The sequence below is a fragment of the Chloroflexus sp. MS-G genome, assembly GCF_000735195.1.
Taxonomy (GTDB): domain Bacteria; phylum Chloroflexota; class Chloroflexia; order Chloroflexales; family Chloroflexaceae; genus Chloroflexus.
Genome location: NZ_JPIM01000119.1, coordinates 1 through 13,530 on the forward strand (window position 1 = coordinate 1; position 13,530 = coordinate 13,530).

The following is a 13,530-nucleotide window of genomic DNA, read 5'->3' on the forward strand; positions in this document are numbered from 1 at the left end:
CCCAACCAAGGATGCGACCGATCTGACCGATGCGCAATGGGCCGCCATCGCGCCACTGGTCGTCACCCCGTCGCCCAACGGCGGGCGTCCGACCGACATCGATCGCCGTGCGATCGTCAACGCCCTGCTGGACAACCATCGCACAGGCTGTCAATGGCGCATGCTTCCGAAAGATTTTCCGCTAATGAGCGCTGTTCGGTACTATTTTGACACATGGAATCGTGATGGAACGTTCGTCAAAATGAATGATATGCTGCGGAAACTAGCGCGACAAGCGTTGAACCGCGACCCAGAGCCGTCCATCAGCGTCCTGGACTCCCAATCCGTCACAACGACCGAAGCAGGCGGAGAACGCGGTTATGATGGGGAAAAAAAGGTCAATGGGCGCAAACGGCAATTCTGGGTTGACACCAATGGGTTCTTGCTGCGCGTGCTCGTCCATCCGGCAGACATTTCTGATACCGAAGGCGCGGAGTGGCTTTTGGCCGCGCATCATCAATCGTTTCCTCGGATGCAAGAAATTCGGGTGGATGAAGGATACAAACAAGGGTTAAATGAATGGATGCAACAGAACACGACGATACGCCTGAATGTCATTGAAAAACCGCCTGGACAAAAGGGATTTGCGGTCATTCCGAAGCGATGGGTGGTGGAACGCTCGATTGCGTGGGCGGGACGCCATCGGTTGTTGCGGCGAATAATTATTCGCCGCAACAACCGCAACCCAGAATCAAGCGAAGCCTTTCTTTATCTCGGTTCTATTGCAATGCTCCTGAATCGGCTCTATCCGAGATGTTAGTTTTTGATCACGTTCTTATAAACTTCACGACGATGCCTGACAAAGCGCACAATAATCTTTTGCTTCTCCAAATCGCTGGTTGGTGTACAGCACTCGATAAGCTCCAACGCGCAATTTGAATACGCCTTGCCATTGACCTGTGAGTGCTTCCGGGGTGACAACTTCAAGATTTTCCGCCAACCAACGCAACTTTTTCAGCACTCGTTGCGCTACAGGCTTGTCAAGGCGGGCCAGATCACTTTGCGCCGATTCCGTAAACTCTACCTGAGCCATGTTTCACCACGTCAGACCAAGTCTGGCGGCAACCTCCTGAGCAGAAATTGTTTTACCTGCTTCATCTGTAGCCAGAGCACGTTGAAGTTCGAGCTTAAACTCGTCTCTGAGTTTGAGACCTTCGTCAGGATCGCCCAGCATTTCAGACAATGTCTGAATAACTGTGTCGCGGATGAGCTTTCTCAAGTCGTCCACAGTCATGTCGGCAATTGTTGTATGCTCCATGTTTCTCTCCTTAATTTGCGAAGACATATCACACAATGCGCTGGCTAACAGCTTGCGCTTCAACCGCGCCGGACAAGCGGTGCGAGCGTTGCGGGTCGGCTTGATGCGTGTGCTCGCTGGCCCGTTCGTGGGAGAATAAACCTGCCCTGCCTGAAAAGGTTGACATGGTGGCTGAAACCCGGCGCCTTCTTGCCTTTTCAGTTTCTGACGGATCTGTGCAAAACGTCCGACGGTCTCCACCGAATACAGGCGTTCGCTTCCAAAACCACGTTACATACCTTCGTTAGATTCTATCACGGTTATCCTGTGCTGGCACACACAATGCGTTTCCGTACTGCCGCGCAACGGCTTGAACACCAACCGCACGCGAAGCGAAGCAGAGCGGAGCGTGTCGGCTTGATGCGCATGTCAGGCGCGATAGCCATCTCAATACTTCCTGGTAAACTCGTGAAGCCTTGCGGCAAATAGAACGAGCTCCCCCCGCTTCGGTTCCACAAGTACCTTTTGCAATAAGGGATCCGCAAGTTGTAGAGCTGTCCCTACTGCGCCTGTGACCCCGCCTACCGTTTCTAGCGGTGGTGGAAGCAACGGGAGTGATAGAAGGGACACAAATGCAGTAACGAATCCCGATATCCGGATTGCTCTTGCGATCTTGCGCAAACTCTGTTCACTTGCCAGTTCTTGTCTCAGCTTATCCCTTACATAGCTGCCCATAATCTGCTTTGCTTCTTGAGCCAGACGTTTCGCGTCATACACTGAAGCGGTCGGCTCTGGTAATGCCTGGCGTACGTTCTCAATAATTGTACTGTAGCAGTGTCTAAACTCTTTAAGCACACTGTCTTGACGAAGATTCACTATGTCTCTATCTGTCAGTTTACTGAGCATATCCGCTGATACATCCAGGGAAACCAAGAGCTCTCTGAACAACTCAACATCAAAGTCCAGCCGTTCGTAAGAATTTGAAGCTCTCTCTACCTTGTCGCGGGTGAACCGCACGTCTCGTAGAGTAGCGAATACTGGATCGCTTTCAACCGCTGAGGCTCCGGCTATGTAGTAGTTGATGTCAACGTAATGGGCTAGTTGTGACTGTATCGTATCTGGAAAATGTTGTGTTGCTTGGATAATCCCTTCGCGCGATATGTTCTCGAGTGCTTGTAGCTGCATCAACAGACTTTGGTACTGTTTTTCCGAAAGGCCTAGCTCCCTGCAAATCAACGAGGATGGCGCTGACAGATCTCTCAGAAGACTCGCCTTGAAATCCTCCCGAGTGATTTGGAGTCTCCAAGATACCACTGTGTCAGTTATGGACTGTAGAAAGTGCGTGATCTCCCAACTTTGCTTGCCATAATATTTCCCTTTTGCTTGTTCCACCTGTTTCTGCTCTTTGAAATCCTGGAAATCACGGCAAGTATCTCGTAAGGCTGGGAGTATGATACCGCTCTCTAATAGAAGTCTGTTCTTCAAGATCACTCGATAAGTCAAAGGGGATTCAAAGATGTGTGATGTTGCAATCACTACGTGATCATTGAGAATGCAGAGGAGTTTTATCTTCTCCTCAAGAGTTCTCTGGCTCAGACGAACTCTTCGCTGTGCAGCGCGATCAGTACCAGTAAAGTATACTTTTGAACCCTTGATCGCAGACGGAGATACGATTTTCACGAAAACTCTCCCCTACCGGACTACTAAGAGCGTGATCAAAAACTAACACCTCGGATAAAGCCTATTCAGAAGCATTGCAATAGAACCGAGATAAAGAAAGGCTTCGCTTGATTCTGGGTTGCGGTTGTATTCCTTGCTCACCAAGCGATTGCGCCCTGCCCACGCAATCGAGCGTTCCACCACCCAGCGCTTCGGAATGACCGCAAATCCCGTTTGTCCCAGCGGTTTTTCAATGACATTCAGGCGTATCGCTGTGTTCTGTCGCAGCCATTCATCTAACCCTTTTTTGTACCCCTCATCCACGCGAATCTCGCGCATCCGGGGAAATGATTGATAATGCGCGGCGAGAAGCCACTTGGCGCCTTCAGTATCAGAAATGTCTGCCGGATGGACGAGCACGCGCAGCAAGAACCCATTTGTATCAACCCAGAATTGCCGTTTGCGCCCGTTGACCTTTTTTCCCCATCGTCGCCGCGCTCTCCGCCTGCTTCGGTCGTTTTGACGGATTGGGAGTCCAGGACGCTGATGGACGGCTCCGGATCGCGATCAAGCACTTGTCGCGCCAGTTTCCGCAGCGTATCATTGATGTTTATAAAGGTTCCATCACGATTCCATTTGTCGAAATAGGAGCGAACGGAACGCATTGGCGGAACATCGTTCGGAAGCATGCGCCATTGGCAACCGGTGCGATTTTTGGAGCGCAGCACGTTGACGATCGCGCGGCGATCAATTTCGGTCGGGCGGCCGCCGTTGGGCGACGGCGCGGTGACGAGCGGCGTGATGGCGGCCCATTGCTCATCGGTCAGATCGGTCGCATCCTTGGTTGGATAGGATCGAAATGCACGTTGTGGCATACCAGATTGCTCCTCATCAGAACGGCATGGTCACTATCATTATACCACACATTAGATGCTGATTTGACATTTGTTCTTTTGAGAGTAGAATGATCTCAGTGAGTTACCGGTGATGAGGCTCACCGTCAATTGCCTTTTAGGCTGATAGCCTCTACAGAGGAGTAAGTTCTCTGTAGAGGTTTTTTCTTTACGCCGCAAGTGTTCTGTGTAGTACGAGGGATTCCATGATCTCCATTCTTCATAACCACGATGAACATCGCCCGCTTGCCAGCGTTCAGCCCGCTTTCTTTTCCGATCTGAATCTGGATCAAATAGTCGCAGCTATTACTAGTCTCAAACCGGGATACCAGCTCCAATCCTTTTTCTGGACTCCTCTGCGTGATGTCGAAACGGTTTACTATCGACAAGAAGTGTTTCAAGACCTGGAACACGAGCCGGTGATGATGGCGATCAAAGCATTTGCGGAGGGTATGGGCACGGTACGGCGCTATCTGACAATGATTGACAAACTTGACGTTGACTATCACAAAAAAGGTTGGTTTCTTGAAGCGGTTTTAGTGTATTGTAACACAGTAGATTCTCTTGCACGCAACCTGGACAATCTTTCACTGCGTTCGCGCGGTCTTGTAGCGTTCCGTGAATATCTGAAGCATTACGTTCGGTCGTCGGGATACCAATCGCTGGCGGCTGAAGGGCAGCAGGTCAAGCGGTTTCTGTCCGCGATCAGGTATTGCGTCATCATCGAGAGTGGGAGTTTCAAGGTCAAGCCCTACGAGGACGAGGTTGATTACAGCCTGGATATAGAGAATACCTTCAAAAAGTTTAAGCAACGTGATACGTCGGATGAATTCTTGCATCTGTCAAAACGCAACGGAATGAGTCATATTGAGGCTAAGATTCTCGATTCTGTTGCCCTGTTATACCCTGAACCCTTCACTGCCCTAGATCATTTCTGCCGCCAACATCCCCAATTTCTCGATCAAACTATTGAGACGTTCGACCGTGAGATACAGTTCTATGTTGCTTATCTTGACTTTATTGCCGATTTTAAAGCCCAGCATTTACCCTTTTGCTATCCTCGCGTCAGCACAACCAACAAATCGATCTTTGTGCGCGACGGCTTTGATCTGGCGCTGGCTCACACTTTGCGGCACAATGCAAACATCATTGTGCGGAACGACTTTTTTCTCAATGATCCGGAACGTATTCTCGTTGTCACAGGGCCAAACCAGGGGGGCAAAACGACATTTGCCCGCATGATTGGTCAAGCTCACTATCTGGCCAGTCTTGGCTGCCCCGTTCCTGGTCGGCAGGCAGCGCTCTTTCTGGCCGACAACATCTTCACCCATTTCGAGCGCACAGAGAATCTACAGAATCTGCGCGGAAAACTAGAGGATGACCTGCTCCGCATCCACGATGCGCTCGCGCAGGCTACACCAAACAGTGTGTTTATCCTGAATGAGATCTTCTCATCCACCACTGTTCAGGATGCTCTCTTCTTGAGTAAGGAGATCATGGCTCGTCTGATAGCGCTCGATGTTTTGGGAGTCTGGGTAACATTTTTCGACGAACTGGCCTCGTTGAGCGAAAAGACGGTCAGTATGGTAGCGTCGATAGACGCTGCTGATCCTGCCAGGCGTACTTTCAAAATAACCCGCAGACCAGCCGATGGCCTGGCTTATGCCATCTCACTGGCGCGCACGTATGGTCTCACCTATGAACAACTTCAGGAGCGATTGTCATGATGAAGGTGTTTTTGCTCCATCCCGATCAGGATTTTGACCTGTCTTCACCATTACCACCGCTCATCGATGATGTGATCCGAGATCTGGGTTTGCCCATCTTGTTTGAAGCGATGGCACAGGGTGACGAATTCGTGTTGCAGGTGGTCCGTCAAGTTGTGTTGTCATCGTTGACTGAACTCACACCGATTCTATATCGCCAGGACATCTTGAAAGACTGCATCCGGTACCCTGATGTTGTCAGGCAGCTATACCAGATTCCACTAGCATTTCTTGAGCGTAAGCGCAAGCGTTGGCTGTGGATTTCCTCGTTCCGCGCATCACCGAGTTCCCTTCTAAGCGGTGCCCGTGAATTGTTGGAAATCTCTTTAGACCTCCTCCGTCGGTTACGACAGATTGCTGACCAACATGTATCGACCTTCACATCTCCGGGCTTTCGCCGCTTCTTCACCATGATCCAGCACGAGCTTGATGATGAATATCTGGCCCAAGTGGAACAACATATTCAGCAGTTACGCTTCCCACAGGGTGTCTTGCTCAGAGCACAATTGGGAAAAGGGAACGAAGGTAGCGACTACGTTCTCTGTCGTCCGAACAACGTCGGTCGGAACTGGCTGCAACGTCTTTTCACTGCCCATACGCCAGTCTATTCGTATACGCTCCACCCACGCGATGATGCTGGGATTCAGGTATTGGGTGAATTACGCGACCAGGGGCTTGCCCGTACCGCCAGTGTAGTGGCCCAGGCCGCTGCACACATAGAACACTTCTTCGAGGTTCTACGGCGTGAGCTGGCATTCTACATTGGCTGTCTAAACCTGTACAGGCAGCTCACACAGCTCGACCAACCCGTTACCTTTCCGCAGCCAGCGCCTGCCGATGAGCGTTCCTGCTCGTGTGTAGGGTTGTACGACGTTGCCCTAGCATTGACGATGAAAACATCAGTAACCGGTAATGATATTGCCGCTGATGGAACATCGCTTCTTATTGTTACTGGGCCAAACCGAGGTGGCAAAACCGTTTTCCTACGGAGTCTCGGTCAGGCACAGATGATGATGCAATGCGGTATGTTTGTTCCAGCCGCAGCGTTTCAAGCCAATCTGGCAAGCGCTCTGTTTACTCACTTCAGGCGCGAAGAAGACAAGACAATGGTGAAGGGAAAGTTTGAAGAGGAACTCGCACGGATGAGTACGATCGTTGACCATCTTACTCCCAATGCCATGCTTCTATTGAATGAAGCCTTTGCCGCTACCAATGAACGTGAAGGCTCGGAAATTGCCGGGCAAATTGTTCGTGCGTTGCTCGACAAGAAGATTAAAATCTACTGTGTGACCCATCTCTCTGAATTCGCCCGCTCTTTTATCGGTAAAGATAATGTTCTTTTCCTGCGTGCTGAGCGCTTACCGGATGGGAGACGTACTTTTAAGATCAAAGAGGGCATGCCGCTCGAAACCAGCTATGGGGCAGATCTCTACCGAAAGATATTTGGGGTAGAAATCACAGATAGCTGAGCCGTTACCCATCCATGCTCTGCGCTGAAAGCAAAAGAGCTGTTTCACGCATTTACACCTGAAACCCTTCGGCTGAACGCACCTCCACTAAATAGCCATCGGTTGTTCGGCGGAATCGCACATGCCGCGGTGCGACCGGAAGTTGACGTCTCATCAGCTCTTGATCGACGCAGGCCAGAATTTCGGCCCAGAGACCTGCCTCACCGCAGTAATAACGTCTTAACAGGGTACAAAGCTGATCGTTCGCAGGCCATATCAGTGTATCCACGGCTCGTTCCCTCGCTTCCCATACCGTTGTTGATACGATGCAACAATCTGGGCACAAATCTGTTGCGGGTCATCACAAATTTGCAGCCGATCGAGATCGCTTTGCGAAATAGTGCCGTTGGCGAGCAAGGTATGACGTGCCCAATCAACCATGCCCTGCCAGAAATCAGAGCCATAGAGAATAACCGGAAAGTCGTGAATTTTTCCGGTTTGGATCAGGGTCAGCGCCTCAAACAGTTCGTCGAGCGTGCCGAAGCCACCGGGGAAGATCACAAATGCCTGAGCGTATTTGACAAACATTATTTTGCGAATGAAGAAATAGCGGAAGCGCACTTCGAGATCGACGAAGGGATTGGCGCCGGACTCAAACGGTAATTCGATAGTGCAGCCGACCGAACGACCACCACCTGCACGTGCGCCTTTGTTTGCAGCTTCCATCAGGCCAGGGCCACCGCCGGTGATGATCGTGAAGCCTGCCTGAGCCAGGAGGCGGGCGGTTTCGACAGCAGCCGCATAGATGGGCGAATCGGATAAAATGCGGGCTGAGCCGAAGATTGAGACTGCCGGACCCAGGCCGGCCATGTTCTCAAAGCCTTCAACAAATTCGCCCATAATCCGTAATACCCGCCAGGTATCAGTATGGGTGAAGTGGTATGGTTGTCGAACAGGTTCGGTCTGTAACAGGCGTTCGTCTTCAGTCTGGCGTGACATATGTGGTATACTCCGCACGTTAATGGGCAATACTGCCAATAGGATACTACAATTTCGGAGGAATGGATGACACGTCCAGGTGATGGTGGTCGAATCGAAGTCATTTGCGGTTGCATGTATAGCGGCAAAACTGAGGAATTGATCCGCCGTATGCGACAGGTGCGCATTGCTCGGCAATCGTTCCGCATCTTTACCCCACGTATGGACACTCGCTATGCCGAGGGGCAGGTAGCAAGTCACAGCGGGAGTCGGCTTGAGGCAATTACCGTATCAACGATGCGCGAAATTCTGTTTCATGCGAGCGATGTGCAAGTCGTGGCAATTGATGAACTCCATCTCTTCGACGATGATCCGGCTGAAATGGTGCGCGGTTGTCAATGGCTGGCCGACCGGGGAGTGCGAGTGATTGTTGCCGGTCTCGATCTAAATTACCGTGCAGAGCCGTTTCCGGCGATGATGCACCTGTTGGCGTTAGCCGAACAGGTCGATAAGCTGTACGCAATTTGTGTCAAGTGCGGAGCGTATGCGACGCGCTCGCAACGATTAATTGATGGCAAGCCAGCACCGGCTAATGCACCGACGATTGTAGTCGGCGGTCTGGATATGTATGAGGCGCGCTGCCGAGCCTGTTACGAACCGGCGTTGTAGGTGATACCACGGGCACGCGGGAGACGCATTCACTGTTTGCGCGTGTCTGATGCCCTACAGATGCCTATTGCCCTCTTGAGAGCGATGTGCGGTGCATCTGATGCAGGACCTGCCTCCTGTCACTACGGGATGCGGGGGAGAGGACAGCGTTCTCAGGTGTTAAGTCGCTGGCAACGCTACAGAACACACTTCCTCGTCATCAGAACGAGGAAGTGTGTTCCTTTCAGCATAGTAGATACGCTTATCAGATCAGATAACCGTCACTATCGTGGTAAAACGGATGCGCCCCCATCTCATTCGCGTCATTCACCGATACGATAAGTGAATCAGCTCAAGCCCAGCTTACGCTTCAGTTCGGCCAGTTCGACATCTACCTCGGTATCTTTTTCAAGCTGGCGGAAGCGCGCCTCTAAGGTATCACCTTCAAGCTTAGCCATTGCTTCGGCCTTTGCCAGCCGGTCATCGACCTTTTCTTCAAGCTGATCGAGCTTATCGAGGGCACTGACTCGACCAATCGAGGCTGCGGTGCGCTGGATCGCTTCCTGGGTTTGGGCACGATTCTTCTTGGCGATGATCAGCTCTTTGCGGGCTTTCACTTCAGCAATCCGTGTTTCGAGGTCAATGAGGGCCTGCTGGAGTGCTTCAACCTGCTCTTCTTGCGCCTTTTCCTGAGCGCGGTACTGCTCGGCAAGTTTCTGCGCCTGGACCTTACGCGCCAGGGCGGCTTTAGCCAGAGCTTCATCGCCGGCACGCAGAGCACGCTCGGCCTTTATTTGCCACTGCTCAACTTCCGCTTCAGCCGCGATACGACGCTGCTCGAGGCGTGTTTCATCAGCCATGGCTTGGGCAACGCCGGTTCGTGCTTCGTATAACTCATTCGTTAACTGGCGCAGGTATTCGTTCGCCATCTTCTCTGGGTCCTCCGCTTTGTCGAGCATCGCATTGATGTTGGCGCTGATCAGGTCTTTGATCCGACCGAGAATGGACATAGATGCTCCTCCTTATCAGTATCGGTACTCATGAGCTGTGGCTGTAGCTTTGCGTATCCAGCGTGAGAAAACTGTCTGCATTGTAGCATGCCGAACGTGCTTCTACAACCACTGATCTGTACGTTGTGATAGGCAGAAAAGTTTCAGCCTGGTGCGGGAAGATTCTGCGCACATGGAGAGAGCCGACTGTTATATCATCTATTGCGAAGAGCCGTATATGAGTGAACATCGTGGCGCAGTGATTCCCTTCCGTTGATCGCCTCCCGTGCTGACCTGTTTGTTTGTCCGCAGGGCCTTGCCCCTCCCGTGCGTTGACGGTATGATCGGTGCACCGACGCGGAGCCTGACCGCAACCGGAAGCTGCCACTGCTAGCGGGCAGTGGTGGAGGCCGATTGCGGAATCGATCTGGCATTATAACGGTCGGCGTGCTGGCACACCAATGGCACGTGGGAAGCGGGAGGATGTAGGGGCGATTTTCGTTACTATCACCAGGCTACGCGGTTCTTCATCGGGGATGGTTACCGGTAGACAGGCGCTTATTTGGCCGCCGAGCTGTTGCAGGGCAGAGTTGGCTGCCGCGATCTCTGCTGCCGGGTTTCTTCCCTTTGGTGCCAGCAAATGTCCGCCAACTCGTAAGAGCGGGAGAGCATATTCAACCAGGACCCGCAGCTCGGCTACGGCACGGGCGGTAACAATCTGGTAGCGTTCGCGTTCAGTCGGGTTGCGGCCCACCACCTCGATCCGCTCGTTTAAAACGCGCACGTCACTGAGATTGAGACAATCGATGATATGCTGCAAAAATGCTGCCTTCTTCGCCGTAGCTTCAACTAAGGTCACCGGTAATGCAGGATATACAATTTTGAGCGGCAGAGCAGGAAAACCGGCGCCACTGCCGATATCGATCAGGCTGTCGGGGATTGCAGGCCAAACACGGGCCAGCCAGAGCGAGTCGAGCAGATGGCGACGCACCATTGCCTTACGGTCGTGAATGGCAGTGAGATTGAACCGCTCGTTCCAGATCGTCAACTCGTCGAGGTAACGCTGAAACTGGGCGATCTGGGCATCGCTTAGCGGGATACCCCACTCGGCAGTTGTTTCTCTGAGCAACTGTTCGGCATTGTCGGTCATGCGTCCTTATTCCTCTGCCTGATACAGGCGGTGTTGGATGATGTAGTCAAGAACTGCATCGGGCAACTGATACCGTACCGGGCGACCGTCGGCAAGACGACGACGGAGATCGGTACTGGAAATAGCGAGTTGTGGTCCTTCGATGACGGTGATCCGGTTGGCAAAAGCGGGTATTGCGGCGAGGATTGTGTCTAGACAGACGGTATAACCCGGCCGGTGAACGATTGCTAGGCGGGCGATATGTGGAATCTGTTCACAATCGCGCCAACGCGGTAAATCGGCAGCCGCATCAGCACCGACGATCAAAACCAGTTCTACGTCAGTTCCATACCGGGTCTGGCAAATACGGAGCGTGTCGATAGTGTATGACGGAGGCGGTCGTTCCAGTTCAAGCGCTGAAGGAATGAGAGCCGGGTTCCCAGTGCAAGCCAGACGAACCATTGCCAGGCGATGATGGGCTGCGACGTAATGGCCTGGTTTTAGCGGCTGCGAAGCGGTTGGGATCATCAGTACCTGATCGAGGCCACATGCCCAGCGTGCCTCTTCAGCAATTGCCAGGTGGCCGAAATGAATCGGATCGAATGCGCCACCGTAGATCCCTAACCGGCGAAGAGTAGGCATGGGGCAGGTAACTCACTCCTCGCTCAGCTCACGAGCTTCCTGAAAGAGATGCCAGACGAGCCAGACAACATCGTTCTGATCGTCGGGATGGAGATCATCGATATACGGCCAGATCAGCTCAGCAACATCGCTGCGTGGTAAGAGGCTGACCCGTTCGCCCAAGGCATAATGTAACTGTATCGCCAGCTCATCAGCCAGCTCGGTCAGATCACGTTCAGGAAGGCGGTTGTCAGTGGTAAAACGGTAACCGCGCATAAATGCTCTCGCTTAGCGATGTCTAAGGACGCGAGTCCTGCGATCATCGTCATAATACTCATCGTGATCGGAGGGAGTGATTTGGCGGGTTGCCGCTTCAGATTGGCCGGTTGCTGATGAACGGCGTGGCAAGAGAGAGTTTTCAGTCAGGGTCTCAGCGACAAAATCGAGGTATTGTCGGATGTCTTCATTATCTTCCAGGCTATTGAACGGAATGGTTGCACCACTCACGGTTTTCACACTCTCACCAATATCGCGTAACGTGGCATCAATACCCTTTACCAATCCACGCATCACCGAGGCCAGCTCTTCACGTTCCTGAACAGTGAGATTGGCAAACCCAATTAATGCTTTTTCCTGAGCACGAAGCAGCGTTGCGCGAAGAATAGCAATATCAGCCTGCGTCTGCAATTCGTAACGGCGGACCAGATGGGCCTGGCGAACCTGTTCAACCAACTCTTCGGAGGTCACTGGCGTCCAGAGGAGGGCCGGAATAATGATAAAGCCAATAATCCCTATCAACACTTGCTGAATAACCAGACCGGTGCTTTGCACAACCGGTTGGGATGCCCACCATGTCCATTGAATCTCGAACGAATAATACACAAGGTACAGGGCAGCAATCATCACTGCAACATAGCCCCAGGTGCGGGCATTAATCTTCTGGAGCAGCATCCCTCCGGGTGACCAGGGGATGAGGAACGACATCAGACTAGGTGGCGCCAGAACCAGAATTGCGGTATACGCGGCTGCAATAATCCAGTTACCGGTCAACTGGCTTTGCACCCCCCACCAGTAGACGGCTGAGCCGATCATGGCAATGAATGCCAGAATGGCGAGCAATGATTTCGAGGTAAATTGCCATCCACTTCGGCGACGTTGACCACGTACCATTTCAAGATAGCGGCTACTCACGGCGATTTCCTTCTCCTAACTCTGAGCAAGAGCAAAAATAATTCGAGGATAAGCAACTCTATTATACAACGACACCGGAAACACGTTGTAACCATTCAAACTACTTTGGTTGAACGTCGGAAGTCAGGAATACGAATGTTTCTATCCAATCAGTGAAGCCAGCGGCACGGATACGCTCGATAACTGCGGGAGAGAGCGCTGAAAGACCGTAACTGCGGTTAATTTCATAAGGCACCTCGAGCGCTAATTGACCATTTTCACGAAATGTAAAGGTGGCTTGTGCTATAAATTCACCATTTATAACACCAAGCAAAACAGATTGCTGATTTACTGGATCATACCAATACAGTTGACTGCGTTTTGTACTATATAAACGAGGTTCAGGAAAAATTTGGCGGTTAAGCTGCTGAAAACGCCATCGTTCTTCATTCGAGAGTGCAGGTAAGGTTGGTAAGACGAGTGTTGGCACCGGTGCCAGGGTAGGTGTTGGCGGAATGACAGTTGCCGGTTCGGGAGTTGTGACGATAATGGCCACTGTTGCTGTGCTAGTGATTGAAGGTACAAATGGCGATTGCACCGGCGTTGGTAACGTCGGTGCTGTCGCTGCACGGAGTGTTTGTGCCAGTGGTGGCAATGTTGCCGGTAATGGTCCGCTCACATCCAGATGGGTGGGTAATGTCGAAAGACAGCCACTCAATGCAACAACCACACCTGCCAGAATGATCCAGCCATAATGCTGGCGCATCGCTCAAAACCATGCGCTTTCTACAGATAAAGAACGGCCAGCGACACAACGCTTGTGTCGTATCTACTATTCTATGATATTTTTGTGTAGAGTCAATATGAAGGAAATAACGCATCAGGTTCTTTAACGTTTTCAATGGCTGTACTGCAAAGCGTGCCTGGCGGCCCTCACCTTCCCTCCGGCCCTC

The 13,530-nt window shown here is 51.9% G+C and carries 16 protein-coding genes, 1 pseudogene and 1 riboswitch; of the genes and pseudogenes, 4 read left to right on the plus strand and 13 right to left on the minus strand.

The window, feature by feature from the left end; all coding sequences use genetic code 11:
- On the plus strand, nt 1–799 hold a 799-nt coding region (locus tag JE47_RS0116785; protein WP_031460866.1), incomplete at its 5' end, for an IS5 family transposase.
- A 24-nt stretch (nt 800–823) separates the two neighbouring features.
- Here JE47_RS0116785 and JE47_RS20675 read toward each other — a convergent pair.
- The 5 genes and pseudogenes from JE47_RS20675 to JE47_RS22275 all read right to left on the minus strand — a co-directional run.
- A complete protein-coding gene (locus JE47_RS20675; RefSeq protein ID WP_051871191.1) occupies nt 824–1,072 on the minus strand; it encodes a type II toxin-antitoxin system RelE family toxin in 249 nt (82 codons plus the stop codon).
- A 3-nt stretch (nt 1,073–1,075) separates the two neighbouring features.
- A complete protein-coding gene (locus tag JE47_RS0116795; RefSeq protein WP_031460867.1) occupies nt 1,076–1,297 on the minus strand; it encodes a hypothetical protein in 222 nt (73 codons plus the stop codon).
- A gap of 426 nt (nt 1,298–1,723) precedes the next feature.
- Entirely contained in the window at nt 1,724–2,956 is a 1,233-nt protein-coding gene (locus JE47_RS0116800; protein ID WP_031460868.1) for a hypothetical protein, read from the minus strand.
- Nucleotides 2,957–2,998: 42 nt separating this feature from the next.
- The gene (locus JE47_RS22270) at nt 2,999–3,364 is read right to left on the minus strand and encodes a transposase (RefSeq protein WP_236631276.1); all 366 of its coding nucleotides are present in this window, start codon (nt 3,362–3,364) and stop codon (nt 2,999–3,001) included.
- 236 nt (nt 3,365–3,600) lie between these two features.
- Nucleotides 3,601–3,810 (minus strand): annotated as a pseudogene (locus JE47_RS22275) (transposase); the annotation flags it as partial.
- Between the two features lie 99 nt (nt 3,811–3,909).
- Nucleotides 3,910–3,971: riboswitch (Fluoride riboswitch) on the plus strand.
- A 63-nt stretch (nt 3,972–4,034) separates the two neighbouring features.
- On the opposite strand from JE47_RS22275, the gene JE47_RS0116810 reads away from it, so the two are divergent.
- Nucleotides 4,035–5,555: a MutS-related protein gene (locus JE47_RS0116810; RefSeq protein WP_031460869.1), complete on the plus strand. Its 1,521-nt coding sequence runs from the start codon at nt 4,035–4,037 to the stop codon at nt 5,553–5,555.
- Nucleotides 5,555–7,063, plus strand: coding sequence for a MutS-related protein (locus JE47_RS0116815; RefSeq protein WP_031460870.1), 1,509 nt, complete (start codon nt 5,555–5,557; stop codon nt 7,061–7,063). The genes JE47_RS0116810 and JE47_RS0116815 overlap by 1 nt, the downstream gene beginning before the upstream one ends.
- A gap of 52 nt (nt 7,064–7,115) precedes the next feature.
- Here the strand turns inward: JE47_RS0116815 and JE47_RS0116820 are convergent, their stop codons facing one another.
- Entirely contained in the window at nt 7,116–7,331 is a 216-nt protein-coding gene (locus tag JE47_RS0116820; protein WP_031460871.1) for a hypothetical protein, read from the minus strand.
- Nucleotides 7,319–8,041 (minus strand): TIGR00730 family Rossman fold protein, encoded by a 723-nt coding sequence (locus tag JE47_RS0116825; RefSeq protein ID WP_031460872.1) that lies wholly within the window; start codon nt 8,039–8,041, stop codon nt 7,319–7,321. Before JE47_RS0116825 ends, JE47_RS0116820 begins: the two co-directional genes overlap by 13 nt.
- Nucleotides 8,042–8,107: 66 nt before the next feature.
- Here JE47_RS0116825 and JE47_RS0116830 point away from each other — a divergent pair, with 66 nt between their 5' ends.
- On the plus strand, nt 8,108–8,689 hold the full coding sequence (locus JE47_RS0116830) for a thymidine kinase (protein WP_031460873.1): 582 nt from the start codon (nt 8,108–8,110) through the stop codon (nt 8,687–8,689).
- A 326-nt stretch (nt 8,690–9,015) separates the two neighbouring features.
- Here the strand turns inward: JE47_RS0116830 and JE47_RS0116835 are convergent, their stop codons facing one another.
- The 6 genes from JE47_RS0116835 to JE47_RS0116860 all read right to left on the minus strand — a co-directional run bounded on the left by JE47_RS0116835 (nt 9,016) and on the right by JE47_RS0116860 (nt 13,343).
- Nucleotides 9,016–9,678: a PspA/IM30 family protein gene (locus JE47_RS0116835; RefSeq protein WP_031460874.1), complete on the minus strand. Its 663-nt coding sequence runs from the start codon at nt 9,676–9,678 to the stop codon at nt 9,016–9,018.
- 412 nt (nt 9,679–10,090) lie between these two features.
- The gene (gene rsmG, locus JE47_RS0116840) at nt 10,091–10,807 is read right to left on the minus strand and encodes a 16S rRNA (guanine(527)-N(7))-methyltransferase RsmG (RefSeq protein WP_031460875.1); all 717 of its coding nucleotides are present in this window, start codon (nt 10,805–10,807) and stop codon (nt 10,091–10,093) included.
- Nucleotides 10,808–10,813: 6 nt separating this feature from the next.
- Nucleotides 10,814–11,428, minus strand: coding sequence for a nicotinate-nucleotide adenylyltransferase (nadD, locus tag JE47_RS0116845; RefSeq protein WP_031460876.1), 615 nt, complete (start codon nt 11,426–11,428; stop codon nt 10,814–10,816).
- A 12-nt stretch (nt 11,429–11,440) separates the two neighbouring features.
- On the minus strand, nt 11,441–11,683 hold the full coding sequence (locus tag JE47_RS0116850) for a hypothetical protein (protein WP_031460877.1): 243 nt from the start codon (nt 11,681–11,683) through the stop codon (nt 11,441–11,443).
- A 12-nt stretch (nt 11,684–11,695) separates the two neighbouring features.
- Nucleotides 11,696–12,598, minus strand: a complete 903-nt coding sequence (locus tag JE47_RS0116855) for a hypothetical protein (protein WP_031460878.1) — start codon at nt 12,596–12,598, stop codon at nt 11,696–11,698.
- A 100-nt stretch (nt 12,599–12,698) separates the two neighbouring features.
- A complete protein-coding gene (locus tag JE47_RS0116860) occupies nt 12,699–13,343 on the minus strand; it encodes a hypothetical protein (RefSeq protein WP_031460879.1) in 645 nt (214 codons plus the stop codon).
- Nucleotides 13,344–13,530 lie beyond the last annotated feature (187 nt).